General features: G+C 74.4%; 19 protein-coding genes. 10 read left to right on the top strand and 9 right to left on the bottom strand.

Going from position 1 to position 25,592, the window contains the following annotated elements; all coding sequences use genetic code 11:
• Positions 1-5: 5 nt before the first annotated feature.
• From ACIGNX_RS30280 to ACIGNX_RS30300, 5 genes are read right to left on the bottom strand one after another with little or no spacing between them, the layout of a single operon-like run.
• Positions 6-560, bottom strand: coding sequence for an HPP family protein (locus ACIGNX_RS30280; protein ID WP_396544235.1), 555 nt, complete (start codon positions 558-560; stop codon positions 6-8).
• Positions 557-1,279 (bottom strand): respiratory nitrate reductase subunit gamma, encoded by a 723-nt coding sequence (narI, locus tag ACIGNX_RS30285; protein ID WP_396544236.1) that lies wholly within the window; start codon positions 1,277-1,279, stop codon positions 557-559. The genes ACIGNX_RS30280 and narI overlap by 4 nt, the downstream gene beginning before the upstream one ends.
• Positions 1,276-1,878 (bottom strand): nitrate reductase molybdenum cofactor assembly chaperone, encoded by a 603-nt coding sequence (narJ, locus tag ACIGNX_RS30290; protein WP_396544237.1) that lies wholly within the window; start codon positions 1,876-1,878, stop codon positions 1,276-1,278. The genes narI and narJ overlap by 4 nt, the downstream gene beginning before the upstream one ends.
• A complete protein-coding gene (gene narH / locus ACIGNX_RS30295; protein WP_396544238.1) occupies positions 1,875-3,419 on the bottom strand; it encodes a nitrate reductase subunit beta in 1,545 nt (514 codons plus the stop codon). Before narH ends, narJ begins: the two co-directional genes overlap by 4 nt.
• Positions 3,419-7,114: a nitrate reductase subunit alpha gene (locus ACIGNX_RS30300; protein WP_396544239.1), complete on the bottom strand. Its 3,696-nt coding sequence runs from the start codon at positions 7,112-7,114 to the stop codon at positions 3,419-3,421. The genes narH and ACIGNX_RS30300 overlap by 1 nt, the downstream gene beginning before the upstream one ends.
• Before the next feature lie 257 nt (positions 7,115-7,371).
• Here ACIGNX_RS30300 and ACIGNX_RS30305 point away from each other — a divergent pair, with 257 nt between their 5' ends.
• Both ACIGNX_RS30305 and ACIGNX_RS30310 read left to right on the top strand, forming a co-directional pair.
• Positions 7,372-7,860, top strand: a complete 489-nt coding sequence (locus ACIGNX_RS30305; RefSeq protein WP_396544240.1) for a hypothetical protein — start codon at positions 7,372-7,374, stop codon at positions 7,858-7,860.
• 130 nt (positions 7,861-7,990) lie between these two features.
• Positions 7,991-9,058 (top strand): RNA polymerase subunit sigma-70, encoded by a 1,068-nt coding sequence (locus ACIGNX_RS30310; RefSeq protein ID WP_396544241.1) that lies wholly within the window; start codon positions 7,991-7,993, stop codon positions 9,056-9,058.
• A gap of 28 nt (positions 9,059-9,086) precedes the next feature.
• Here the strand turns inward: ACIGNX_RS30310 and ACIGNX_RS30315 are convergent, their stop codons facing one another.
• Positions 9,087-12,809, bottom strand: a complete 3,723-nt coding sequence (locus tag ACIGNX_RS30315; protein WP_396544242.1) for a putative Ig domain-containing protein — start codon at positions 12,807-12,809, stop codon at positions 9,087-9,089.
• Between the two features lie 108 nt (positions 12,810-12,917).
• Here ACIGNX_RS30315 and ACIGNX_RS30320 point away from each other — a divergent pair, with 108 nt between their 5' ends.
• On the top strand, positions 12,918-13,709 hold the full coding sequence (locus ACIGNX_RS30320; RefSeq protein WP_396544243.1) for an MOSC domain-containing protein: 792 nt from the start codon (positions 12,918-12,920) through the stop codon (positions 13,707-13,709).
• A 7-nt stretch (positions 13,710-13,716) separates the two neighbouring features.
• Here ACIGNX_RS30320 and ACIGNX_RS30325 read toward each other — a convergent pair whose 3' ends face one another.
• Positions 13,717-16,872, bottom strand: a complete 3,156-nt coding sequence (locus tag ACIGNX_RS30325; protein WP_396544244.1) for a tetratricopeptide repeat protein — start codon at positions 16,870-16,872, stop codon at positions 13,717-13,719.
• 217 nt (positions 16,873-17,089) lie between these two features.
• On the opposite strand from ACIGNX_RS30325, the gene ACIGNX_RS30330 reads away from it, so the two are divergent.
• A complete protein-coding gene (locus ACIGNX_RS30330) occupies positions 17,090-18,532 on the top strand; it encodes an MFS transporter (RefSeq protein WP_396544245.1) in 1,443 nt (480 codons plus the stop codon).
• 64 nt (positions 18,533-18,596) lie between these two features.
• Positions 18,597-19,184 (top strand): TetR/AcrR family transcriptional regulator, encoded by a 588-nt coding sequence (locus ACIGNX_RS30335; RefSeq protein ID WP_396544246.1) that lies wholly within the window; start codon positions 18,597-18,599, stop codon positions 19,182-19,184.
• Between the two features lie 107 nt (positions 19,185-19,291).
• Here the strand turns inward: ACIGNX_RS30335 and ACIGNX_RS30340 are convergent, their stop codons facing one another.
• Entirely contained in the window at positions 19,292-20,128 is an 837-nt protein-coding gene (locus tag ACIGNX_RS30340) for a class I SAM-dependent methyltransferase (protein WP_396544247.1), read from the bottom strand.
• Between the two features lie 248 nt (positions 20,129-20,376).
• Between ACIGNX_RS30340 and ACIGNX_RS30345 the strand changes: the two genes are divergently transcribed.
• From ACIGNX_RS30345 to ACIGNX_RS30365, 5 genes are all read left to right on the top strand, one after another.
• The gene (locus ACIGNX_RS30345; protein ID WP_396544248.1) at positions 20,377-21,546 is read left to right on the top strand and encodes a hypothetical protein; all 1,170 of its coding nucleotides are present in this window, start codon (positions 20,377-20,379) and stop codon (positions 21,544-21,546) included.
• A 108-nt stretch (positions 21,547-21,654) separates the two neighbouring features.
• Complete coding sequence (locus ACIGNX_RS30350) at positions 21,655-22,470, top strand: alpha/beta fold hydrolase (protein WP_396544249.1); 816 nt, start codon at positions 21,655-21,657, stop codon at positions 22,468-22,470.
• Entirely contained in the window at positions 22,470-23,744 is a 1,275-nt protein-coding gene (locus tag ACIGNX_RS30355; protein ID WP_396544323.1) for a PP2C family protein-serine/threonine phosphatase, read from the top strand. The genes ACIGNX_RS30350 and ACIGNX_RS30355 overlap by 1 nt, the downstream gene beginning before the upstream one ends.
• Positions 23,741-24,073 (top strand): STAS domain-containing protein, encoded by a 333-nt coding sequence (locus ACIGNX_RS30360; RefSeq protein WP_396544250.1) that lies wholly within the window; start codon positions 23,741-23,743, stop codon positions 24,071-24,073. The genes ACIGNX_RS30355 and ACIGNX_RS30360 overlap by 4 nt, the downstream gene beginning before the upstream one ends.
• 12 nt (positions 24,074-24,085) lie before the next feature.
• Entirely contained in the window at positions 24,086-25,030 is a 945-nt protein-coding gene (locus ACIGNX_RS30365) for an SAM-dependent methyltransferase (protein WP_396544251.1), read from the top strand.
• Here the strand turns inward: ACIGNX_RS30365 and ACIGNX_RS30370 are convergent.
• Positions 24,955-25,497, bottom strand: a complete 543-nt coding sequence (locus ACIGNX_RS30370; RefSeq protein ID WP_396544252.1) for a TetR/AcrR family transcriptional regulator — start codon at positions 25,495-25,497, stop codon at positions 24,955-24,957. The genes ACIGNX_RS30365 and ACIGNX_RS30370 overlap by 76 nt on opposite strands.
• Between the last annotated feature and the right edge of the window lie 95 nt (positions 25,498-25,592).

A 25,592-nucleotide genomic window follows, 5' to 3' on the forward strand; every position in this document is an offset into this window, starting at 1 on the left:
CCCGCTCACACCGGAGCGCGTTTGCGCCGACGCGGAAGACCTCCCGGAGGCCCCTCGTCGCGCGGCGGGTCCCACAGCGGTTGGGGGACGCCGGTCAGCCGGTTGATGGCGGTCGCCGCGACGAGCAGCAGGACGACCCCGAGCAGGATCTCCGCCAACTGCACCGGGGTGTGCAGCACGCCCAGCGCGATGATCAGCGTCGTCGCGCCCGCCGGCGGGTGCGGCCGGTTGGACCAGGCCATGCCGCCGCACGTGAGGGTCAGCGCGAGCACGGCGGCCCCGGCGCGGCCCCAGGTGAGGTGCACCAGGTCGGGCGGCGTGTGCCACAGGTTGAACGCGGCCAGGCCCGCCGCGCCCGCGAGCACGCCGATCACGTGGCCGACGACGGTGTTGCGCGGGCTGGCGGCCGGGTGGGTCGGGGTCGCGAACAGCAGGTACGCCGTGGGACCCAGCGACGGGAACAGCAGCGGCTGTGCGGTGCACACGGCCAGCGCGCCGATCACCGCGGTGGCCACCAGCGAGCCCAGGGCGGGCCGCAACGCGGCCCGGGCCCGGTTCACCGGTCGTCCCAACCGCGCGGTGCCCGCCGCGCCGCCAGGTGCGCGTCACGGCTGCGGTAGACGATGTAGGGGCGGACCAGGTAGCGCAGCGGTGCGCTGAAGGCGTGCACGAGGCGGCTGAACGGCCACAGCGCGAACAGCGCCATCGCCACCACGGCGTGCACCTGGTAGACCACGGGCACGTCGTGCATCAGCGACGGGTCGGGGTGCGCCAGCAGCACGCCGCGCACCCAGGGCCCGATGGTGGCGCGGTAGTCGTAGCCGCCGCCCAGGCCGTTGAGCAGCACGGTCGCGGCTATGCCCAGCAGCAGCACGGCGCCCAGCACCGGGTAGGTGAGCCGGTCGCCGCGACCGGTCGCCGACCGCACGGCCGGGGTGCGCAGCCGCCGCACCAGCAGGATGCCGAACCCGACCAGGGCGGCGGCCCCCGCCAGTCCGCCCGCGACGAGCGAGACGAGGTGGTACAGCTCGTCGTGCACGCCCAGCCACCGGGTCAGCGAGGCGGGCACGAGCAGCCCGCCGACGTGCCCGGCCAGCACGAGCAGCAGCCCGACGTGGAACAGCGGGCTGCCGATCCGCAGCAGCCGGGACTCGTGCAGCTGGGAGCTGCGCGTGGTCCAGCCGAACCGGTCGTGCCGGTAGCGCCAGGCGGTGCCGCCGACGAGCACGGTGATCGTGACGTAGGGCAGCACCGCCCACAGCAGCAGGTCCAGGGTCATCGGGTCGGCTCCGGCAGTCGGGTGGGGTAGCCGAGCAGGACCGGTTCGAGGCCGACCCGCTCGACCGGGGCGTCGGTGGCGACGGGCCGGGCGTCGGCGCGGACGGGCAGGGTCGCCAGGACCGAGGCCACGGCCGCCGCGTACGGCGTGCCCAGGGGCAGCAGGTTGCGGTGCAGCACGTCGAGCGCCGGGCGGTACCCGGCCAGCAGCCGCACGCCGGGGTCGCCGGTGTGCGCGGCGAACTCCAGCAGCACGGGCAGGTAGTCGGGCAGCTCGCCGTCGCCGAGCAGGTACCCGTGCCCGCGGTACCGCTGCTTGAGCGCGACCAGGGACGCGCCGCGCCTGCGGGTGTCGCCGTCGGTGTACCAGGTCAGGTGCAGCGACCGGTCGGCCTCGGTGTCGAACAGCTCGACGTAGCGGCGGGCGGCCTCGACCGGCGGGGTGCCGGCCAGGTGGTCGAGCAGCGCGGCCAGCCCGGCGTCGGGCGCCTCGGCGAGGCCGCGGCGCAGCAGCGGCAGGCGCTCGTGCAGGCCTTCGGGGTAGTGCAGGCAGTGCGACGCCACCATCAGCCGCACCCTGGTGCCGCGGTTCGTGGTCACGGCGTCTCCCGGCGCACCGTGGGGAACATGCCGGCGGGGCGCTCGCCGTCGCGCCAGACGAACAGGTCGGTGCGCCGGTCGGTCATGCCGGGCCCGCCGTCGCCGTCGAGGCTGCACCCGGTGGCGATGCCTTCGAGGTCGTGCGCCTGGCCGACGGCGGCGGTGGGGATGACGTACCGGTCGTCGTACTTGGCCACGGCCAGCAGCCGGTACATGGCCTCCACCGAGGCACCGTCCATGCCTACGCGGGACGGGCCGGCCGGGTCGGGCGGCTCGCCGAGGTTGAGCGAGCGCAGGTGCGAGCGCATGGTGGCCAGCCGGCGCAACGCCATCCGCACCGGCTCGGGGTCGCCCGCGGTGAACAGGCCGGCCAGGTAGTCCAGCGGGATGCGCAGCGCGTCGATGGCACCGAACAGGTTGTCCGCGTCCTCGCCGTCGAACCCGGTGCCCGCCAGCGCGTCGACCACGGGCGAGAGCGGCGGCACGTACCAGACCATCGGCATGGTCCGGTACTCCGGGTGCAGCGGCAGGGCGACCCGGTAGCGGCAGATCAGGTCGTACACCGGGGAGCGCCGCGCCGCGGTGATCCAGTCGTGGGGGATCCCGGCGCGTTCGGCGGCGCGCACCACCTCGGGGTCGTTCGGGTCGAGGAACACGCCGAGCTGGGCCTGGTAGAGCCGCTTCTCGTCGGGCGTGCTCGCGGCGGCGCCCACCCGGTCGGCGTCGTAGAGCAGCACGCCGATGTAGCGCAGCCGGCCGACGCACGTCTCCGCGCACACGGTGGGCAGGCCCACCTCCAGGCGCGGGTAGCAGAACGTGCACTTCTCGGCCTTGCCGGTCTTGTGGTTGAAGTAGACCTTCTTGTACGGGCACCCCGAGACGCACATCCGCCAGCCGCGGCAGCGGTCCTGGTCCACGAGCACGATGCCGTCCTCGGAGCGCTTGTACATCGCGCCGGACGGGCAGGAGGCCACGCACGACGGGTTGAGGCAGTGCTCGCAGATCCGCGGCAGGTAGAACATGAACGACTGCTCGTACTCGAAGCGGATGTCCCGCCCGAGCCGCTGCACCACCGGGTCGCCGGGCGCGTTCTCCGGCGCGCCCGCCAGGCTGTCGTCCCAGTTCGGCCCCCAGGTGACGTCGGTCGGCGCGCCGGTGATCGCCGACACCGGCCGCGCCGTCGGGGTGTCCTCGCCCAGCGGCGCCTCGGTGAGGGTGCGGTAGTCGTAGGTCCACGGCTCGTAGTAGTCCTCCAGCGCCGGCAGGTCCGGGTTGGCGAACAGCGACAGCAGCCGCCGCACCCGACCGCCCGCGGCCGGCACCAGCTTCCCGCGCCGCAGCGCCCACCCGCCGCGCCAGCGCTCCTGGTCCTCGTACCGCCGGGGGTAGCCCTGGCCGGGCTTGGTCTCGACGTTGTTGAACCAGGCGTACTCCGTGCCCTCGCGGTTGGTCCACGTCTGCTTGCAGGTGACCGAGCAGGTGTGGCACCCGATGCACTTGTCCAGGTTCATCACCATGGCCAGCTGCGCCATGACCTTCATCAGTACCGCACCTCCTGGCCGCGCCGGCGCAGCACGGTGACCTCGTCGCGCTGGTTGCCGGTCGGGCCGTAGTAGTTGAGCGCGAAGGACATCTGCGCGTACCCGCCGACCAGGTGCGTGGGCTTGATCTGCAACCGGGTCAGGGAGTTGTGGATGCCGCCGCGCTTGCCGGTGGTCTCGGCCTTCGGCACGTTCACCGTGCGTTCCTGCGCGTGGTAGAGGAACACGGTGCCGGTGGGCATCCGGTGCGACACGATGGCGCGCCCCACCACCACGCCGTTGCGGTTGACGGCCTCGACCCAGTCGTTGTCCCGCACGCCGATGGCCTCCGCGTCGGCGGGGCTGACCCAGAACGCCGGTCCGCCGCGCGACAGCGTCTGCATGATCGGGTTGTCCTGGTACTCGGAGTGGATGGACCACTTCGAGTGCGGGGTCAGGTACCGGACGGTCACCTCGGGGCCGTTGGGGCCCAGCCGCGGTTCGCCGAACAACCGGTGCAGGTCCAGCGGCGGCCGGTAGACGGGCAGCTGCTCGCCCAGCTCGGCCACCCAGTCGTGGTCGAGGAAGAAGTGCTGCCTGCCGGTGAGCGTGTGCCAGGGCTTGAGCCGCTCCACGTTGATGGTGAACGGCGCGTAGCGCCGGCCGCCGGACTCGTCGCCGGACCACTCCGGGCTCGTGACCACCGTCGCCGGGCGGGACCGCGTGTCGGCGAACGTGATGCGGTGGGCCTGGTGGTGCTCGACCAGGGGGCGCAGCGGCACGCCGACCCGGCGTTCCAGGGCCGCGAAGCCCTCGTCGGCGAGCCGCCCGTTGGTGGTGCCGGACAGGGCGAGCACGGCGTCGGCGGCCTTGCGGTCGGTGTCCAGCGCGGGCCTGCCCGCGGCCGGACCGCCGCGGACCAGCCCGTTGGCCTCGCCGAGCCACGCGACCTCCTGGCCGACGTCGGCGGTCCACCCCTTCGTGGTGACGCCGAGCTTGTCCACCAGCGGGCCGAGCGCGGCCAGCTTGGCGGCGACCGCGGTGTAGTCGCGTTCCACCACGGTCAGCACGGGGAACGTGCGGCCCGGCACCGGTTCGCCGTCGCCGTCGCGCCAGTCGCGGACCACGCCGCCGGGTTGGGCGGTCTCCCCCGGCGTGTCGTGCTGCATCGCGGTGGCGACCAGGTCGCGGCGGGTGCCCAGGTGGGTGGCGGACAGCTCGCTCAGCTTCGCGGCGATGGCGTGGAAGGAGTCGAAGTCGGTGCGCGCCTGCCACGGCGGGTCGACCGCGGCGTTGAAGGAGTGCACGAATGGGTGCATGTCCGTGCTGGAGAGGTCGTGCTTCTCGTACCAGGTGGCGGCCGGCAGCGTCACGTCGGCGAACAGGGTGGTGCTGGTCATCCGGAAGTCCAGCGCCAGCAGCAGGTCGAGCTTGCCCTCCGGTGCCTCGTCGCGCCACCGCACCGACCGCGGCCGCTGGTGGGGCGGTGTCTCCTCGGCGCGCGGGTTGCCGTCCGCGCCGAGCAGGTGCCGCAGGAAGTACTCGTTGCCCTTGGCCGAGGAGCCCAGCAGGTTCGCCCGCCACACGGTCAGCACGCGCGGCCAGTTCCCGGGCGCGTCCGGGTCCTCGCACGCGAAGCCGACCTCGCCGGCGCGGACGCGTGCCGTCACGTGCGACACCGGGTCCTCCCCCGCGGCGTCGGCCTCGTCGCACAGGTCCAGCGGGTTGCGGTCGAACGTCGGGTAGGACGGCATCCAGCCCAGCCGCGCGGACCGGGCCAGGCAGTCGGCGACCGACTGGCCCGCCAGGGTGCCCCTGGCACCGGGCCAGGTGAGGCCGTCGGCGGTGAGCCGGTCGTAACGCCACTGGTCGGTGTGGGTGTAGAAGTAGCCGGTGCCGATCATCTGGCGCGGCGGCCGGTGCCAGTCCAGCGCGCCGGCGAGGGTGGCCCAGCCGGTCAGCGGGCGGACCTTCTCCTGGCCGACGTAGTGCGCCCAGCCACCGCCGTTGCGACCCTGGCAGCCGGTGAGCAGCAGCAGCGTCAGGAACGACCGGTAGACCAGGTCGGAGTGGAACCAGTGGTTCGTGCCGGCGCCCATGACGATCATGCAGCGGCCCTTGGAGCGCACGGCGGTGTCGGCGAACTCGCGGGCGATGCGCGTGGTGCGGGCGGCGGGCACGCCGGTCAGCCGCTGCGCCCACGCCGGGGTGCCGGGCGCGTCCTCGTCGTCGTAGCCGGCGGGCCACCGGCCGGGCAGGCCGGGGCGGCCCACGCCGTACTGGGCCAGCAGCAGGTCGAGCACGGTGGTCACGAGGCGACCGCCCACCCGCCGCACGGGCACGCCCCGGGTGATCGTCCCGGCCGTGCCGTCCGGGGCGTCGAACCGGGGCAGCAGCACCTCCACGGCGTCGTCCGCGCGGTCCAGGACGCTCAGCGCCAGCGTGACGCCGTGCAGGTCGAGGTTCCACCGGCCCGGTTCGTCGGCCCAGCGGAAGCCCAGCGACCCGTTCGGCACCACCGGCGTGACGCCGTCGGCGTCGAGCACCACGGTCTTCCACTCCGCGCCGGGCGTGGCCTCGCCGAGGTCGGCGGCGGTCAGGAACTTGCCCGGCACCAGGCCCGCGTCGCGCTCCTCCAGCGTGACCAGGAAGGGCAGGTCGGTGAACCGCCGGACGTAGTCGGTGAAGAACGGGACCCGCTGGTCGACGAAGAACTCGCGCAGCATCACGTGGCCCATGGCCACCGCCAGCGCCGCGTCGGTGCCCGGGTGGGGCGCGAGCCACTCGTCGGCGAACTTCGTGGCGTCGGAGTAGTCCGGCGAGCACACCACGACCTTCTGGCCGCGGTAGCGGGCCTCGGTCATGAAGTGCGCGTCGGGCGTGCGGGTCACCGGCACGTTGGAACCCCAGAGCACCAGGTAGGCGGCGTCCCACCAGTCCGCGGACTCCGGCACGTCGGTCTGGTCGCCGAACACCTGCGGCGACGCGGGCGGCAGGTCGGCGTACCAGTCGTAGAACGACAGCATCGGCGCGCCGATGAGCGCCATGAACCGCGCGCCCACGGCGTGCGACACCATCGACATGGCCGGGATCGGAGAGAAGCCGGCGATGCGGTCCGGGCCGTGGCGGGCGATCGTGTGCACGTGGGCGGCGGCGACCATCTCCACGGCCTCGTCCCACGAGACCCGGACGAGGCCGCCCTTGCCGCGGGCCCGCTGGTAGGCGCGGCGCTTGACCGGGTCGTCGACGACGGAGGCCCAGGCCGCCACCGGGTCGTCGTGCGCGCGGCGCGCCTCGCGGTACATCTCGACCAGCACGCCCCGGGCGTAGGGAAAGCGAACGCGCAATGGCGAATAGGTGTACCAGGAGAACGAGGCACCGCGCGGACAGCCCCGGGGTTCGTACTCCGGGCGGTCCGGGCCGGTCGACGGGTAATCGATGGCCTGTGTTTCCCAGGTGATCAGACCGTCCTTCACGTACACGTCCCACCGGCACGATCCGGTGCAGTTCACGCCATGTGTCGAAGGAACCACCTTGTCGTGGCTCCACCGGTCCCGATAGAAGGAATCACCGTCCCGCCCGCCCCGGTGAAAGGCGGCGCGCAGGTCGTCCGACACCTCGGCACGGGTCAGAAAACTGCTGGTCGCGAGTAGCAGGTCACCCGCCCCGCGCGGCCCGGGCGAATCATCACCGGTGCGGTGGAATATCCCACGCATGCGGTCATCCCTTCCGGAAGGACGTTTCAAGAGCGGCGCGACTGCAACGTACATAACTACCCGTGATCACTTCATTACAGGGGTATGTGATCTGCGTCACGTCGTAACAACCGTTTTACCGTCTCATTTATGGCGTTTTGCCGCGATTGGGCAACGCCTTTGCGATATACCAATGCATTCACTCATAATGGTGAACCCAGCGGCTTCTCCGGGTCGTATGCTGGGTGCGCGGCGCGAATCCGACAGAAGGGCCGATCATGAGCGCCGACGCGCGCCTCCACGTCCGGGCCTCCGTCTGGGGCCACGACGACAACCGCATCGCCGTCCTGCTGGTGGAGGGCCGGACCCGCCTCGCGGTGCCGCTGCCCACCGCCCTGACCGCCAAGGGCCTGAGCCTCGTCTCCGACGTCGACGACGTCGTGCTGCCGACCGCTCGCGGCTGGTCGGTGGACGTCTCCCCCGACGGGGCGCTGACCCTGCGCTGGCCGCACCGCACCCCGCTGCTCGACCACCTGGAGGTCGACCGGCCGGGGGTGTGGCGGTGGGCGGCCCGCCTGCGCCGCACCGTCCTGGTGCTGGTCGGCTCCGACCTGGACCTGGCCGCCCCGGACCCGGCCCGCCACCGGGAGCTGCTGGTGGCCGCCGCCTCGGGAGGGACGCTGGCCGGGGGCGCGGTCCCGTACGCGGAGGTGGGGGTGGGGATCGGGCCCCCGGGCGGCGGGCCGGGCGTGCGGGCGACGGGCTGACCACCCACCGGCGCGGGGACCGCGCCTGGCCGGTGCGGTGGGCGGGTGACCCGCACGGGTCGCCGTGGCGCACCGGCGGCCCGCGGGGCGGTGGTTGGCGGTTGGTCGCGGTCCGTGGATGATGGCCACCGTGCGCTCACCGCTGGACGACCCCGGCGTCGCCCACCCGGCGGCGGACCTGCTGGGCCCGGCCCGGGCGGGTGACGGGGAGGCGTTCCGGCGGCTCGTCGCGCCCCACCGCCGCGAGCTGCACGTGCACTGCTACCGCCTGCTGGGCTCGACGCACGACGCCGAGGACGTGGTGCAGGAGACGCTGCTGGCGGCCTGGCGCGGGATCGACGGGTTCGCGGAACGCTCGTCCGTGCGGACCTGGCTCTACCGCATCGCCACCAACCGCTGCCTCAACGCCCTGCGGTCGCGGGCCCGGCGTCCCGGCGACCACGTCGCCCACCCGCCCGTGCCGATGCCCGAACCGACCCACCGCGCCGAACCGGGCCCGCTGGAGCCGTACCCGGACGCGCTGCTCGACGAACTCGCCGACCGCAGGCCCGGCCCGGAGTCGCGGTACGAGGTCCGCGAGTCGGTCTCGCTGGCCTTCCTGACCGCCCTGCACCGCCTCCCGCCCCGGCAGCGCACCGCGCTCGTCCTGCGCGACGTGCTGGGCTTCCGCGCCGCCGAGGTCGCGGGCATCCTCGACACCACCGAGAACGCGGTCGCCGCCGCCCTCAAGCGCGCGCGGGGCGCGCTGACCCACGAGCTGCCCGCGGACCGCGACCGCGCGCCCCTCCCCCGCTCACCCGGCGAGCGCCGGATCGTCGCCGACTTCACCCGGGCCTTCGAGTCCGGTGACGTCGAGGCGGTCGTCGCCCTGCTCACCGACGACGTCCGCCTCACCATGCCGCCCCTGCCCCTGGAGTACCGGACGCCGCAGGTCGTCGGCCGGTTCCTGGCCGCGGTCGCGTTGTGCGGGGGCGTCCGGCGGGCGCTGCTCCCCACCCGGGCCAACGGGCAGCCCGCGTTCGGCTACTACGCGGCCGAGCCGGGCACGACGACCCTGCGGGCGCGCGGTCTGCTGGTGCTGACCCTGGCGGGCGAGCGGATCACCGCCCTGACCCGCTTCCACGACGACTCGCACGTGGACCTGTTCGGCCTGCCCCGGGCACTGCGCCCCGAACACCACCCCGGACACGGCCTCTGACACGGCCTCGGACACCGCGACCGACCCGTCACGGCTGGACCCGCCGCTGCCGGGTCATCGACCAGTCGCCGTCGAACGCGACCGGCAGCGAGTTCACCTCCGACCGGATGTCGCCACCCGGTCGTTGCCACTCCAGGCCGACGTAGAGCTGCCCGAAGCCGCCCAGCACCCGCAGCACGCGCACCGACCAGCCGTACCGGGAGTAGGTGCGGTCCAGCAGCACGCCGCCGTTCTCGTCCACCACCACGACCTGCACCGACGAACAGGTGGCCTGCGCGCCGTCCTCGCCGACGCACGGCTGGTCACGGGCCACCCAGTAGGCCAACCTGCCGCGGGCGTCCACCACGTGGTCCGCGGTCGCGTCCACCAGGTTGCCGCCGCTGTAGGACACGGAGTAGCGCCCCAGGGCGCCGCTCACGTCCCGCGTCCACGCCAGCGCCCCGGTGGGCGTGACGCGGGTGAACCGGGCCTGGTGGTCGACGTACTGCACCACGTAGCCGCCGCCGACGCCGTCGGCGGAGACCGCCTGCGCCGAGCACGCCGGGTAGGCCGCCGGCACGCGGACCGACCACACGACGCCGGTCCGCTGCCCCCGTCGCACCTCGGTGCCGCAGGCGGCGGGCGCGGACGACGTGTTGTCGAACGAGTGCGCGTTCAGCACGGAGTCGCCGGGGCCCGCGACCGTCTGGCTGTCGGTGCCGTAGTCGGACAGCGGGTAGCCGTCGGCGTAACCGCCGTCGGAGCGCTTCACGAAGTCGAGCTGGCCGAGGACGAGGTGGTCCCGCGTCACCGACCGCAGCTCGCCGTTGACGATGCCCGGGTAGTAGACCGAGTGGAGCTGGTTGCCCGTGGCCGGGTCGAGGACGTGGAAGTAGTTGCCCGACCGGACGAGCAGTTGCGTCCCGTCCGGGGTCAGGTGCACGAGCCGGATGCGCGGGTAGGCGGCGGACCACCGCTGTGACCCGTCCGGGCCGTAGCCGCGGACCTGCGTGCCGTCCCAGCCCTGCACCGGGTCGTAGACCGTGGCGTACGACCAGCCGTCGGCGCCCCACGTCAATTGGCGCACCTGGTCGCCGCGCGGCGGCCCGGCGGACGACGTCACCTGGCACAGCGAGGGCACGGCGGGCGTGCGGCCGCCGTCGCGCTGGAGGTAGCGGGCGTCCCACGCCCGGGCCGCCGCGTTCCACTCGCAGTGCAGCGTCTCGCCGCCGGGACCGAGGTCGTCGACGTACCCGCCGGCCAGGGTGAACTCCCGCGGTGCGGGCGCGCCGGGCAGCGGGATCGTGCCCGCGCCGCCGGGGGTCAGCACGGTGAGGGCGAACGTGCCGGTGGCCGTGCGCCCCTGGGCGTCGCGGGCCCGCACGGTGAACTGGGACTGGCCGGCCTGGGTTGGTGTGCCGCCGATCGTGCCGCCGGAGAACGACAACCCGGGCGGCAACGCCCCGCCGACCACGGTCAAGGTCACCGGCGCCGTGCCGCCCTGGGGGGTGACGGTCGCCGAGTACGGCACCGACCGCTGCGCGGCGGGCAGGCGCGTGCCGGCGAGCCGCGGCCCCGGCCACGCGCCGCCCGCCGCGGCCAGCGTGTAGCGCAGGAAGTCGGCCGCGGCCAGGGTGTAGCTCGCGCGCAGGAACCAGAAGTCGACGTCGAGGCTCGCCTGCGCGCTCGCGCCCGCGTCGACCGTCCACCACGGGTTCGCGGTGGGGCTGACCTTCGTCTCCACGAACGCCCCCGCCAGCAGCGACGGCCCGGCGATCCCGCCGAACGCCAACTGCACGCGCGGCCCGAAGGCCACGCGCAGGGTGGCCGAGGTGGCGTCGGACGGCGGCGTCATCGACCCGGTCACGTCCGCCTCGCGGATCCACCGCACCCCCCGCTGCCCGGCGCCCAGCACCGCCCCGAACCGCACGGTCGCCGAGAGCTGGGCGCCGAGCCCGACGCCGGCCTCGAACTTCGCCCGCACCACCGGCGTCAGCTTCGGCACGAAACCCCACACCGGCGGCAGGGCGATCGTCGGCCCCACCGGGAAGTCGCACTCGGCGGCGAACCCGGCGGTGAACCCCACCGACCCGCGCAGCTCGGCCTCCGCGGTGACCGAGAAGCGGTCCAGCCCGCCCGCGCCCCACGCGATGTCGAGGACGACCCGGGACTGCACGGCGAGGTCGACCGACACGGTCAGCGGCCGCCCGCCGCAGTCCACGCCGGTGGCGGCCGCGCCCAGCGGGATCGTGCCGTCCGGCGAGGCCTTGCCGGCCAGCGCGCCGGCGGCGGTGCCGGCCAGCGCGCGGGTGTCCGCGCTGCCCTGCACCGAGCCGGACGGGAACGCCTCGTCGACGCGGACCGGGGTGGTGCGCACGGTCGTGGTGCCGCCGGAGGTGGTCACGGAGGTGACCCGGCCGAGCAGCCCGCCGGGGTTGCGGTCGTCGGGCTGGGCGAAGACGACCTCGCCGACCGCCGGCGCGGGACCGGTCATGGTCAGGCCGTCCGGCGACACGGACACCACCTGCTGCGGCGGCACGACCTCGGTCGTGTCGGGCTTGGCGACGGTGGCCGTGACGCCGGTGGAGATCCAGCCGAACACGTCCACGACCAGGTGCGTCGAGCCGTTGTTGTTGTAGAGCGAGATCGTGCCGTTGGAGCCCACCTTGACGATCACCAGGTTCGGCGCGGTCTGCCCGGCGGTCAGGTTGAGGTTGCTGGCGACCGGCAGCGGTTCCCCGCTGGGGTAGGCGGTGACGTAGGTGTCGGCGGTCGGGTCGGTGCCGGTCAGGTTCACCACGACCGCCGCGACGCCCTCGGCCGGCACGCCGCCGCGGCCCAGCACGGGCAGCTCGACCGACGAGCGCGCGGCGACGGGCCGGTCCTCGCGGGTGTCCAGCAGCCGGGACGGGGACAGCGGCGCGAGGTCGGCCCCCGTCGCGACCCAGCCGAGCACGTCCACCACGAGGTGGGTCGCGCCGTTGTTGTTGTAGAGGGAGATCCGGCCGTTCGCGCCGACCTTCACGATGGCCAGGTTCGGGGCGGTCTGCCCGGCCGTCAGGTTCAGGTTGCTGGCCAGCGGCACGGCCTCGCCCGCCGGGTAGGCGCTGACGTAGGTGCCCGCGGTGGGCTCCGTTCCGGTCAGGTTCACCACGACCGCGCCGACGCCGGTCGCCGGGACGCCCGCGGAGCCGGTCACCGGCACGTCCACCGACTCGCGGGCGCCCACCGGGCCGCCGGCGGTCCGGGTGTCCAGCGCCCGGGCGGGGCTCAGGCCGTGGTAGTCGGAGCCGACCGGGAACCACCCGGCGACGTCCGCGATCAGGTGCACCGAGCCGCTGCGGTTGTAGAGCGAGATCCGGCCGCCGGAGCCGACCTTGACGATGGCCAGGTTCGGGGCGGTCTGCCCGGCCATCAGGTTCAGGTTGCTGGCCAGGGGCACGGCCTCGCCGGTCGGGTAGGCGGTGACGTAGGTGTCGGCGGTCGCCTCGGTGCCGGTCAGGTTGAGCACGACCGCGCCGACGCCCTCGGCGGGCACGCCACCGCGGCCCACCACCGTGAGGTCCAGCGACGACCGCGGTCCGAGGGCACCCCGGCCGGAGCGGGTGTCCAGGAGCCGGGACGGGCTGAGCGCGTGGTACATCCGGTCGCCGAACGTGACCGGTGTCGTGGCGGCCGCGCCGGCGGGACCCGGGCCCACCGCCACCAGGCCCGCCGCGACCACTGCTCCCACGACGCCCCACGCGACCGAACGCCACCCGCTGTTCCGCATGCCCGGTGCATCGATCAACTCCCGACATCGTTACGGCACCGGGGAGTTCACTTCCTGACGTGCGGGAAATCCGGGCGTGCGGCCCGGGCCGGGGAGTACGTTGTCCGCATGGCCACCGTCCAGGCGCTCACGCTGTTCCCGGTCAAGGGGTGTTCCGGGGTCGCCGTGGACCGGGCCGCGCTGACCCCGACCGGGTTGGCCAACGACCGGCTGTACGCCGTCGTCTCGCCGAGCGGGGGCACCGCCTGGCAGGGCGAGGCGCCGCGGCTGGCCGTCGTCCGGTGCGAGCTGCGGCACGGGGGCGCGAAGCTGGCGCTCAGCGCGCCGGGGGCGGGCGAGCTGGTGCTGGACGTGGCGGCCGACGGCGAGGTCCGGCCGGTGGAGGTCGAGAAGTGGCCGGGCACCGGCATCGACCAGGGCGACGAGGCCGCGCGGTGGCTGTCCGACGTGGTCGGCACGTCGGTCCGCCTGGTGCGGGAGCCGTCCCGGGAGAGCCGGGCGCACGCCGGTACGGACCCGACGGCGCTGCTGGTCGTCTCGCAGTCCTCCTTGGACGGGCTGAACGCGCGGATCGCCGAGCGGGGCGCGACCCCGGTGCCGATGGACCGGTTCCGGCCCAACATCGTGGTCGACGGCTGGCCCGAGCCGCACACCGAGGACCGGGTGGCCCGGATGGCGGTGGGCACCGGCGAGATCGGCTTCGGCGAGCTGGCGATCCGCTGCGCGGTCACCATGGTCGACCAGTCGAGGGGCGTGCGGGTGGGCCCGGAACCGCTGCGGACCCTGGCCGACTACCGCCGCGAGACCAGCGGCGTGAGCTTCGGCCTGAAGGCGTCCGTCCTGACGCCGGGCGAGATCGCCGTGGGCGACGAGGTGACCGTGCTGGAGTGGCGGCGCTGACGCCCGGCTAGGCCCACGTCTCCAGCAGCGCGTCCCGGGCACGGCCCGACCGGCGGTACAGCGCGATCAGGAGCAGGCGGACCTGCCGGAGTTCCCGGGACAGCGCCGGAGTGGTGCCGGGGTGGTCGCGGGCGCGTTCGAGGTGTTCGACGGCCTCGGCGACCCGACCGGTGTCGGCCAGGCAGCGGGCCAGCCAGTAGCGGGTGCCCACCGAGTCCGGGTCGTCCGGGCCGAGCAGGCGAGCCTCGTCGCGGAGCGCGTCGCGCAGCAGCTTCGAGGCCACCGGTGCGCGCCCGGACGCGTAGTGGGCCACGGCGACGTTCCGCCGTGCGGCCAACCGGGCGCGGTCGTCGCCGGTGGGGTGGTCGGTGTTCGCGACGAACAGCTCGGTGGCCCGGTCGGTCCGGCCGACCGCCAGGAGCGCGCCGCCCAGGTTGGCGCGGGCGGTGGCCGTCACGTGGTGCGCCGGGCCGAGCAGGCGCAGCGCGTCCGACAGCGTGCTTTCGCCGTGCGCCACCGCCTCACGCGCCCGACCCAGGACGACGAGGTGGTTGACCACCGCCGCGCGTGCCGGTAGCAACGCCTCCACGGTGAACTCGGCCAACCGGGACAGGTGCGGTTCGGCCGCCGACCACACGTCGGCCACGGCGTCGACCGCGCGACCCAGCTCACCGGCGGGGATCGGGCGGTGGGCGGCGGCCGTCAGGTCGTCCACGAGCAGCGGGGCGACCCGCTCGACAGCGGCGACCGGGTCCGCCTCGACCCGCCCGACGACCGCGGCGACGGCCTCCCAGGTGGTGTCCGCCAACGGTGAGGTCATCGTCTCCGCTCGCGGGTCCTCCAGCCCCAGCAGCAGTCCGCGGGGGTTGATCTCGCGCGCCCGGTCGGTGCGGGTGCTTCCCAGCCACACCAACGACTCGCCGGCGAACGCGGCCTCGTCCAGCCGCCCGTGGTCGCCGCGCAGCACCGCGTGGGGCAGGTCCTCCAACCACTCCCGCACCCGGTGGGCGACCTCCCGGTCACCCCGCTCGTGAACGCAGTCCTCGGCCGGGTGCGGCGGGTCGACCCACTCCTGGTCCTCGATCGCCGCGGCGAGCCCGGGATCACCCAGCTCCCGGTACAGCTCGGCCGCCCGGCGGCGCCAGTGCCACGCGGCATCGCGGTGGCACTGGTCGCGCAACCGGTAGGCCGCCGCCAGGTTGCGCAGCACGCTCGCGCGGCCGCGGACGTCACCGTCCTCGCAGGCGATGCGCAAGGCCCGGCACAGTTGCCAGATCACGAAACCCGCGCGGGTGCCCGGGAGGTTGTCCAGGCACGTGACGGCGAGGTTGACCCGGGCCAGCGCCTCGTCGCGCCGGCTGCCGACCGCGATGGACAGCACGATCGACCCGTTGAGCAGGTGGACGGCCTCCGCCACGCGGTCGAGCATCCGCAGGGCGTCGGCCCGCGCGGTCATCGCCCCGATCACGCCCACCACGCGGCCCTGCCGGCGGCAGATCCGGTAGTCGCGGGCGTGGCACCGCTCCGCTTCGGCGAAGTCGCCGTTGCGGAAGTGGGCCAGGCCGAGGTTGTGCAGGTGCGCGCCCGCCTCCTCGGTGTCCTCTTCGGACAGCCGGCACGCCTCTTCCAGCAGCGGGATGGCGTCGCGGTAGCGGTGGGCGAGCCGGTAGGCGTTGCCCAGCAACGACGACGCCCGGCGGACGGCGGTGACGTCGAGGTGCCGTGCCGAGTCCAGGGCCGTGCGGCCGACGAGCACCGCGTCGTCCAGCCGGTGGCGGTTCTCGAGGTGGCCCGACAGCGCTTCCGCCAGCCGCAGGACCACGTCGTGCCGACCGTCGCGGTGCGCCGCCACCACGGCCGCGACCACGGCGGGCGCCTCGCCGTCCCACCACGCCACCGCCTCCCGGTGGCGGCGCTCCTCCTCGTCGGTCACCAGGCTGCGCCGGCCCGACCAGCGGTTCGCGGCGGTGGCCCGTGCCGCGTAGTGCGCGTGGACGCGGTCGCGCGCGGCGGCGGGGCGGTCGGCGCCGGTGTCGGCGGCGGCGCGTTCTTCGGCGTACAGGCGCACCAGGTCGTGCATCCGCCAGCGGTCGCCGGGCAGGCGGTCGAGGAGGTGGAGGCGGGCCAGGTCGGTGACCAGGCGCCGGGACCGGCGGTCGGGCAGGTCGAGGGCGGCGGTGACGGCCTCGGTCGACGCGCTCGGCCCGGGCACCGCGGTCAGCAGGCGGAACGCCCGGGCCTGCGCGTCGGTGAGCTCGCGGTAGGACAGCTCGAACGCCGCGCGCACGGCCAGCGGTCGGTGCTCGCCGTCCTCGTCCGGGTAGCCCAGCTCCGCGAGCCTGGTCCGCTCGTCGCGCAGGACCTCGGCGAGGTCGGCGACGGTGGTGCCCGGGTCGTCGCGCAGCAGGGCGACGACGACCTTCAGGGCGAGCGGCAGGTGCCCGCAGTACCCGGCCAGCTCGACCGCGTCGGGGTGCGCCCCGGTGACCCGGCCGTCGTCGGGGCGGGCGGTGCGCAGGGCCGTGTCCAGGAAGCGCACCGACTCGTCGGGCTCGAACACGTCGAGCGGGAACGCCCGGGCGGCCAGCGCGGACAACACCGTGCGGGACGTGATCAGGGTGCGGTGCGGCGGTTCGGCCAGCAGCGGCGCGACCTGGCCGGCGGAACCGGCGTTGTCCAGCACCACCAGCACCGGCTGCCGTTCTCGCGCGATCGCGGACCGCCAGGCCGTCACGCGCTCGTCGTCGGGGGGCACCTCGCCGGGCGGGACGCCCAACGCCCGCAGGAGCCGTCCGGCGGCCGCCCCGGGCGGCACCGACTCGACGGTGCTGTACCCGTGGAGGTTCTCGAACAGCACGCCACCGGGGAACAGGCCCCGCGCCAGCCCTTCCCGGGCCACCTGGACCGCCAGCGAGGTCTTCCCGACCCCGCCCATCCCCGTCACCGCCGCGACCCCGTTGTGGTCGGCGTCCGGCGCGAGGTGGCGCAACAACCCGTCCACGACCCGCTGCCGCCCGGTGAACCGCTCGGCGGCCACCGGCACCGCGACCGGTCGGACCCGGGGGCGGGCGCCGAGGTGCACGGTCGCGTCGCCACCGGCCTGCACGACCACCGCGCCGCCGTCCGCCCGGGCCCACTGCCGCGGACCGCCGTCCCCGCCCATCGCCCTCACGATCCGCTCGGCACGTCGATCCTGTCGAAGCTACCGGGCGACCCCGCCCCGGAGTGCGCAGAAGTGCGGTCACCGCGGACCGCCGTCGCGCCGGCGGAGAGCCGCTCCCGCCTGCCCATTCCGCGGACGCCGTTGCCAGGTCGAGGCCACCTCGGGTTAACTGCCCCCACTATCCCGAGGCGGTCTCGACTTGAAGGAGTTCCCCACCATGACCACCAAGGCACCCTCCGGGGGCGGCGTCCGCGCGACGCCGTGGGGTCTCGCGCTGGCGGCCATCGTCGGCGCGGAGTTCCTGCTGCAGCTGGACGGCACGATCGTCAACGTGGCGCTGCCGTCCCTCCGGGCCGACCTCGGCGTGGGCGTGGCCGCCGCGTCCTGGGTGCTCAACGCCTTCTTCGTCGCCTTCGGCGGCCTGCTGCTGCTCGCCGGGCGGCTGGGGGACGTGCTGGGCCACCGCAGGGTGTTCCTGGCCGGCATCGGCCTGGTGACCGTCGCCTCGCTCGTCGCGGGCCTCGCGCCGACGTTCGAGGTCCTCCTCGTCGGCCGCGTGCTGCAGGGCGCGGGCGCGGCCGTCGCCGGACCGACCGGGTTGGCGCTGCTGGCCATCCTGTTCCGGGGCGAGCGGCAGGCCAGGGCGTTCGGCCTGTACTCGACGGTGACCGGGCTCGGCGCGGCGGCCGGGATGATCCTCGGCGGCCTGCTGACGGCCGCCGGCGACTGGCGGTGGAGCCTGCTGGTCAACGTGCCCATCGGCGTGGTGATCATCGCCCTCGCGCTGCGCGCGGTCGGCGCCCGGGACGAGGGCACGCGGACCCGCTCGCTGGGCGCGCCGAGTGCCGTGCTGGTGACCCTGGCGCTCACCGCGGGCGTGTACGGCCTGGTCCGGGCCGCCGAGGACGGCTGGCTGCGCACGTGGACGCTGGTGCCGCTGGCGGTGTCGGTGGTCCTGATCGCCGCGCTCGTGCTGGTGGACGGGAAGGCGGCGGAGCCGCTGCTGCCGCGCCGGGTCTTCGCGAGCCGCGCCCGGGCCGGCGGGTTCGTCAACCTGCTGCTCCTCGCCTCGGTGCTGACCGGCTTCCTGTTCTACGTCACCCAGTACCTGGCCGGACCGCTCGGCCTCGACGCGCTGCGCACGGGCCTGGCGATCCTGCCGTTCGGCCTGGCGCTGCTGGTGACGACCCAGTTCCTCACCAGGTTCGTCGCCGGGCTGCGCCTGGAGGTCCGGGCGCTCGTCGGGTCGGTGCTCGTGATCGCGGGCTTCGCCTGGCTGGCGCGCCTGGATGGCGGCAGCACGTACACCACCGGCGTGCTGCCCGCGATCGTCGTGCTGGGCGTGGGCGTGGGCCTGGCGATCATCCCGTTCAACATGATCGTGCTGTCGACGTCGGACCCGGCCGACACCGGCGTCACGGCGGGCATCCTGCAGAGCGCCCTGACCATCGGCGGCTCGATCGGCCTGGCGGTGCTGCTGCTGCCGTTCTCCTCCGGCACCGGGCGGATCGGCGACACGATCTCCTCGGTGTTCGCCTGGAGCACCGCGATCGCCGCGCTGGGCGTCGTGGTGTCGCTGGTGTTCTGGTTCGGTCCCGGAGCCCGCAAGGCCGGAACCCACGAGGTCGGAGCCCGCGAGGCCACCGCCGAGCAGGGCTGACCCCGCCGTGGCGCCGCCCGGTAACCTGGCCGCGGCGGCGCCACCCAGCCGGTTGGAGGCATTCGTGACGGCCTACCTGGCCCAACGGCCCAAGCGCGCGGACGGGCGGCGCAACTACGACCGCATCCTCGAAGCCGCGCGCGAGGCGTTCGACGCCCGCGGCACGGACGCGGCGCTGGAGGACGTCGCCCGCGCCGCCGGTGTCGCGATCGGCACCCTCTACGGCCACTTCCCCACCCGGGAGACCCTGATCGAGGCGTCGGTGCGCGAGGGCCTGGACGCCCTGCGGGCCAGTGCCGAGCAGCTCGCGCTGGCGGCGGCGGACGACCCGGTCGGCGCGCTGACCACGTGGATCCACCAGGCGGTCGCGCACTGCAGCACGTTCCGCGGCCTGGTCGGGTTCCTGGCGGCGAGCACGTACGACGAGGGCACCCCGCTGCACCACTCGTGCGTCGAGATGCACGCCGCCGGCGGAGCGCTGCTGGCCCGCGCCCAGGAGGCGGGCCGGGTGCGGCCGGACCTGACCGCCGAGGAGCTGTTCGCCGCCATCACCTCCGCCGCGTGGGCGCGGGAGAACTCGCCGCCCGGCCACGACCACGGCGGGCGGCTGATCGAGCTGCTGATCGACGGGTTCCGGGCGGGCGTCCGGTGAGCCTGCCCGCCGAGCCGGGCGAGGACCCGGGGGACGAGGTGCGCGCGACCGGCCAGGAGGGCGGCGGGTCGGTCGACGGCGGCCTCACCGCGACCCGCCTCTGACCGTCACGGCTTCGACGCCTTCAGCGCGTACATCAGCGGCATCCTCGGCTCGTCGGCGGGCAGCGCCCACCAGCCGCTGCCGGTGCGCGTCATGCGGGCCCAGCGCGGCCACGGCAGCAGTTCGCTCTCGGTCAGCTCGTCGATCCGCAGCCCGGCCCGGACGAGCGCGGTGACGACCTCGCCGAGGGAGTGCGCCCACTCGTAGGAGACCGTCGCCGCGGTCAGGGCCGGGCCGTCGGTGTAGGTGTGGGTGGAGTCGCGCTCGACCGCGCCGCGCCCTTCGAGGTAGTCGTGCCGCAGCAGCAGCTCCGGTCCCTCGCCGGGCGCGGGGCTGGGCCCGAACGCCGTGAGCAGCGGGTGGAACTCCACGACGAGGACGAAGCCGCCCGGCTTGAGCAGGTCGACCACCACCGCCGCCCACCGCGGCAGGTCGGGCAGGTAGCACAACGCGCCCTTGCCCGTGTAGACGACGTCGAACCGCCCCGCGCCCAGCCGCCCGACCGCGTCGTGGACGTCGGCCTCGACGTACTCGACCTCGACCCGCTCGTCGGCCGCGATCCGCCGCGCCGCGGCCACCGCCCGCGCCGAGAAGTCCAGCCCGGTGACCCGCGCGCCCCGCCGCGCCAGGGCGACCGTCTCGGTGCCGAGGTGGCACTGCAGGTGGACCAGCTCCCGCCCGGCGAGGTCGCCGAGGGCGGCCCACTCGAACGGCGCGAACCACTCCCCGGGGTCGCGCCGGCCGACCGAGTAGAACTCGCTGGCCACGTGGACGGGCGTGCGCGCGTCCCAGTTGGCGCGGTTGGCCGCCACCATCTCCCCGACCTCGCCGTCGAAGCTCATCCCCGACACCTACCACACCACCGGGTCGCCGCGCGGAGCCGTTCGAGTGACCCGCCGTAGCCGTGCCGCGAACGTCACCCGCCGGGCCGGGTGACGTGGTGCCCCGGACGACGGGCGCGGCTGTCGGCCACCCGGCGGCTGTGGTCGACTGTGGACGGACGGTGAGGAGGCGGCGGCCGACCCGACCTCCCCGCCGGTCCCGCGTTCGAGGAGCTGCCGGTCACCCACCCGGGAAGAGAGAGCCGCCCATGTCAGCACGCCCGGCCCTGGCCGCGCTCGCCGGTGTCGCCCTCGTCCTGGGCGGAGCCCTGTCCGGGGCCTCCGCCACCGCGGCGACCGACGACGCCCCGCCCGCGGTGGTCTCGCTGGGTGACAGCTTCATCTCCGGCGAGGCCGGGCGGTGGCAGGGCAACGGTTACGGCGACAGCGGCGGCAGCGCGTACGGCACCGACCGCGCCGCCCACGACTGCGACGGTGGCGAGGGCAAGTGCGCCCACGACCCGAAGCGGGTCTACGGCTCCTCCTACGACAACGGGTGCAACCGCTCCGACAGCGCCGAGATCACGCACGTGACCTCCGTCCGGGTGAACGGGACCACCTACCCGATCGCGCCCGCCGACCGGCTGAACATCGCCTGTTCCGGTGCGACCACCGCGGCCGTCCACAAGTCGTCGTTCAAGGGCGAGGAGGTCCAGCTCGTCCAGCTCGACCGGTTCCTCAAGGGCGACGGGGTGGGCAAGCGCAAGGTCAGGCTGATCGTGCTGTCCGTCGGCGGCAACGACATCGACTTCAGCGGCATCGTCAAGACCTGCGTCGGGAAGTTCCTCACCTACCGCTACTGCGGCACCGAGCAGTTCCGGGCGGAAGTGCGACAGCGCATCGCGTCCCTGGAGTCCGCGCTGACCGCCACGATCAACGCCGTCCACGGCACGATGGAGGCCGCCGGGTACGGCCGGAGCGAGTACCGGCTGGTCGTCCAGTCCTACCCGGTGATCCTCCCGGGCACGGGGTACAACCGCTACCCCGAGACCTACAACGACCGCTACCTGAAGACCGGCGGGTGCCCGATCTACGACAAGGACGCGGACTGGGCGAACCAGGGGATCATCCCCGGCCTGCTGTCGGCGATCACGTCCGCCGCCGGGGGCACCGCGCAGGTCATGGACCTGAGCGACGCCTTCGCCGGCCACGAGCTGTGCGCCAAGGGCGTCCGGGCAGCCCGGCAGGGCGAAACCCCGGCGAACCCGATCCCGGAGGCCGAGGGCGAGTGGGTGCGCTGGATCGGCGTGCCCCTGGTCGGCCAGGGACAGGTGCAGGAGTACATGCACCCGAACGCCTACGGGCAGCGGCGGTTGGGCTCGTGCCTGGCCGCGTTCGCGAACACCGAGCGGACCGCGTTCACCTGCGGTCGCCCCTGACCGGCCACCCGGGACGGTCGCGGGTCCGCGGGTCCGCCCCGCCGTGGCACGCGGTCGGCGGCGCACCGCCGACCGGCGGCCGGGTGCCCGAGTGGGATACTGCCGGTCATGGACGTCCGGAGCAGGAACAACGTGACCGTGTCCGGCCTGGCCGACGGTCGACCGGTGGTGTTCTCGCACGGCTTCGGCTGCGACCAGAACATGTGGCGGCTGGTGGCGCCGTCGTTCACCGACGACCACCGCGTGGTGCTGTTCGACCACGTCGGGGCCGGGCGGTCGGACCTGTCGGCGTGGCAGCCGGAGCGCTACTCCACCCTGCGCGGGTACGCCGCCGACCTGCTGGAGATCCTCGAGGAGCTGGACCTGCGCGACGTGGTGTTCGTCGGGCACTCCGTCAGCGCGATGATCGGCGTGCTGGCCGCGAACGCCGACCCGTCGCGGTTCGGCGCGCTGGTCCTGGTCGGCCCCTCCCCCCGCTACGTGGACGACGGCGACTACCGGGGCGGGTTCAGCGCCGAGGACATCGAGGAGCTGCTGGACTCCCTGGACAGCAACTACCTGGGCTGGTCGGCGGCGATGGCGCCGGCGATCATGGGCAACCCGGACCGCCCGGCGCTGGGCCAGGAGCTGACCGAGAGCTTCTGCCGCACCGACCCCGACATCGCGCGCCACTTCGCCCGGGTGACGTTCCTGTCGGACAACCGCGCCGACCTGGCCGCCGTGAGCGTGCCGACGCTGGTGCTGCAGTGCCGCGAGGACGTCATCGCCGACCGGGTGGTGGGCGAGTTCGTGCACCGCGGCATCCCGGGCAGCGAGTTCGTGGTGCTCAACGCCACCGGGCATTGCCCCAACCTCAGCGCGCCGGACGAGACGGCCGCCGCCATCCGGGCGTTCCTGGCCGGGCAGGGGGGCGACCGGTCGTGATGTGCTCCGCCGGGACCGGCGTCGGCGAACCCGACGAGCCGGTCGAGGACGTCGACGCGGTCGCCCGCGACCCCCGGGCGGTCTTCTCGTCGCTGCTGGAGGACGACGCGGCGGAGCTGTACGACAACGCTCCGTGCGGCTACCTGTCCACCCTCATGGACGGCGAGATCGCCAAGGTCAACGGCACGCTGCTGGAGTGGCTCGGGTACGGGCGCGAGGACCTCGTCGGGGTCAGGCGCTTCACCGACCTGCTGACCGGCGGCGGCCGGCTGTACCACGAGACGCACTACGCGCCGATGCTGCGCATGCACGGCCAGGTCCGGGAGCTGGCGCTCGACCTGGTCGCGGCCGACGGCCGCAAGCTGCCCGCGCTGGTCAACGCCAAGGTCAAGACCAGCGAGGACGGGCAGCCGCTGCTGGTCCGCATCACGGTGTTCGACGCCCGGGAACGGCGCGCCTACGAGCGGGAGCTGCTGACCGCCAAGCGCAAGGCCGAGCAGGAGCGGGAACGCCTGGAGCGCCTGACCGGCACCCTCCAGCGGACGCTGCTGCCCGACGCGCTGCCCGACGTCGCCGGCCTCGACCTGGCCGCCCACTACCAGGTGGCGTCGAAGGACCAGGTCGGCGGCGACTTCTACGACGTGTTCCCCCTGGGCAACGACCGGTGGGGGTTCTTCCTGGGCGACGTCTGCGGCAAGGGTCCGGAGGCGGCCGTGCTGACGTCGTTGACGCGGTACGCCCTGCGTGCCGCCGCCGTCCACGACACCGACCCGGTCAAGGTGCTCCGGACCCTCAACACGGTCCTGATGCAGCAGCGCCGGTCGGGCGCCCCGCGGTTCTGCACGGTCGTGTTCGGCCTGCTCGAACCGGACGACGGCGGTTTCGCCGTCACGCTCGCGGGCGGCGGGCACCCGCCGCCCCTCCTCCTGCGCGCCGGCGGCGAGGTCGACTTCCTGCCCACGCCGGGCGGCCAGCTCGTCGGCATCCTGCCCGACGCGCGGTTCGCCGTGGCCACCACGCGCCTGACCCCCGGCGACGTGATCGTCCTGTACTCCGACGGCCTGACCGAGGCCCGCCGCGCCGACGGCTCCATGCTGGAGGAGGAGGGGCTGGCCGAGGCCGCCGCCACGATGACGGGCAAGGACGCCGACGCGGTGGTGGACCTGCTGAGGGCGCTGCTCACCGACTGGTCGGGGGAGCCCTCCGACGACACCGCGATCCTCGCGATCGGCAACCCCGGCACGACCGCCGCCGTCCCCGCGGAGGCACGGTGATCGACCTGACGACCACCACCGACGGCGCCACCCACACCATGGCGTTGGCGGGGGAACTGGACCACGACACCACCCCGCGGCTGCGCGAGGAGCTCTCCGGCCTGTCCCTGGCCGCTGGCGACGTCCTCGTGCTGGACCTGTCGGGGCTGGAGTTCTGCGACTCCAGCGGCCTGAGCGCGCTGCTGTCGGCGCACGAGCTGGCCTCGGGGGCGGACGCGGCGCTGAACCTGCGCAACCCGCCGCGGATGCTGGTCAAGATGCTGCACATGACCGGCCTGGCCGAGATCTTCACGGTCCAGGACACCGACCGGGGCGACCTGACCGGCTGAGGTTCGTGGAAGATGGGGTTCGTGGCCGACCAGGACTGGGTGCCCCCGGACGTCGACGTGAACCGGCCCTCCGCCGCCAGGGTGTACGACTTCCTGCTGGGCGGGGGGCACAACTTCGCCGCCGACCGCCGGGTCGGCGGGCACATCGTCGCCCGGTTACCCGGTGCGCGGGCCATCGCCCGGTCGAACCGGGCGTTCCTGCGCCGCGCGGTGGACTTCATGGTCGACCGCGGCGTCACGCGGTTCCTCGACCTGGGCTCCGGCATCCCGACCGTGGGCAACGTGCACGAGATCGTCCAGCGGGCCACCCCGGAGGGCCTGGTCGTCTACGTCGACTACGAGGTCGTCGCGGTGGCGCACAGCCGGTTGCTGCTGCGGGGCGACGAGCGGACGTCGGTCGTGCAGGCGGACTTCACCTCCCCGGCCGCCGTCCTGCGCGATCCCGCCGTCGTGCGGCTGCTGGACACGTCCGACCCGGTCGGGTTGCTGATGGTCGCCGTGCACCACTTCGTCCCCGACCACAAGGACCCGGCGGGACTGGTCGCCCGTTACCGTGAAGCCCTGCCGCCGGGCAGCTACGTCGCCCTCTCGCACCTGACCGCCGACCACGCCCCCGAGGCGATGGCCGAGGTCACCGCCGCCATGGCGGACAGCCCGGACCCGATGTTCTTCCGCCCGCGCGACCGGGTCGTCGCCCTGTTCGACGGCCTGGAGCTGGTCGAGCCCGGGGTGGTCGACGCGCCGCTGTGGCGTCCCGAACCGGGCGTGGCCGCGGCGGAGTTCACCCGCGGGGTGTACGCCGGCGTCGGTCGCGTCGTCCCGACGGGCCGACCGGAGGCGGAGCGGGCCGAGCACGTCGCCGGCGGGCACCGCCCCCGGCCTCACCCCAGCAGCAGCCGCAACGCGGGCTCGAAGTCGGCCCTGGTCGGCCGCACCGGTGACACCAGGGCCTGGTAGAGCAGCCCGTCGAACAGGGCGGTGAGCGCGCGCGCCGTCGGCTCGGGCACGTGGCGCGCGAACACGTCCGTCAGCATCGCGTCCCACGACGTGCTCGCCGCGCGCAGGCCCGGTCGGCGCAGCGCCGCGCTGTACAGCTCGTAGGCCAGCACGCTGGCCGCCCGGTGCCGGGTGGCCAGTGACACCAGGAAGTCCGACAGCTCGGTGCACAGATCCGCTTGTGGCGTGAGGGAATCCGCCCAGCGGCGCAGCCGGGCCACGTTGCGCCGGGCCACCGCGAGCACGGCCGCGGCCAGCAGTTCGTCCAGGTCGGCGAAGTAGTAGGTGGTCGAACCCAGCGGCACGCCCGCCTCGGCGGCCGCGGCCCGGTGCGTCAGCGCCGCCGGTCCCGACGCCCCGATCACCCGGACCGCCGCCGCCACGATGCGTTCCCGCCGATCGGGATCACGACGGCGGCCCGTTGTCATGTGATCTCCTCCCCCGCAAGGCTTCCCGCCGAAGACGTCCACGATCCGGGAAAACCGCCCGGGCGATGTGTACCTCTGTACATTCACCGCCGACC

Origin of the sequence: Actinosynnema sp. NPDC053489, assembly GCF_044544865.1 — a bacterium.
Classification (GTDB): Bacteria; Actinomycetota; Actinomycetes; order Mycobacteriales; family Pseudonocardiaceae; genus Actinosynnema.

Excerpts from the sequence above, each read along its gene's own strand:
- ACIGNX_RS30350 (WP_396544249.1), top strand. The coding sequence starts at position 21,655 with ATGGACGTCCGGAGCAGGAACAACGTGACCGTGTCCGGCCTGGCCGAC.
- ACIGNX_RS30340 (WP_396544247.1), bottom strand. The coding sequence starts at position 20,128 with ATGAGCTTCGACGGCGAGGTCGGGGAGATGGTGGCGGCCAACCGCGCC.
- ACIGNX_RS30325 (WP_396544244.1), bottom strand. The coding sequence starts at position 16,872 with ATGGGCGGGGACGGCGGTCCGCGGCAGTGGGCCCGGGCGGACGGCGGC.
- ACIGNX_RS30355 (WP_396544323.1), top strand. The coding sequence starts at position 22,470 with ATGTGCTCCGCCGGGACCGGCGTCGGCGAACCCGACGAGCCGGTCGAG.
- narI (WP_396544236.1), bottom strand. The coding sequence starts at position 1,279 with ATGACCCTGGACCTGCTGCTGTGGGCGGTGCTGCCCTACGTCACGATC.
- ACIGNX_RS30320 (WP_396544243.1), top strand. The coding sequence starts at position 12,918 with ATGGCCACCGTCCAGGCGCTCACGCTGTTCCCGGTCAAGGGGTGTTCC.
- ACIGNX_RS30365 (WP_396544251.1), top strand. The coding sequence starts at position 24,086 with ATGGGGTTCGTGGCCGACCAGGACTGGGTGCCCCCGGACGTCGACGTG.
- ACIGNX_RS30330 (WP_396544245.1), top strand. The coding sequence starts at position 17,090 with ATGACCACCAAGGCACCCTCCGGGGGCGGCGTCCGCGCGACGCCGTGG.
- ACIGNX_RS30315 (WP_396544242.1), bottom strand. The coding sequence starts at position 12,809 with ATGCGGAACAGCGGGTGGCGTTCGGTCGCGTGGGGCGTCGTGGGAGCA.
- ACIGNX_RS30305 (WP_396544240.1), top strand. The coding sequence starts at position 7,372 with ATGAGCGCCGACGCGCGCCTCCACGTCCGGGCCTCCGTCTGGGGCCAC.
- narH (WP_396544238.1), bottom strand. The coding sequence starts at position 3,419 with ATGAAGGTCATGGCGCAGCTGGCCATGGTGATGAACCTGGACAAGTGC.
- ACIGNX_RS30370 (WP_396544252.1), bottom strand. The coding sequence starts at position 25,497 with ATGACAACGGGCCGCCGTCGTGATCCCGATCGGCGGGAACGCATCGTG.
- ACIGNX_RS30300 (WP_396544239.1), bottom strand. The coding sequence starts at position 7,114 with ATGCGTGGGATATTCCACCGCACCGGTGATGATTCGCCCGGGCCGCGC.
- ACIGNX_RS30345 (WP_396544248.1), top strand. The coding sequence starts at position 20,377 with ATGTCAGCACGCCCGGCCCTGGCCGCGCTCGCCGGTGTCGCCCTCGTC.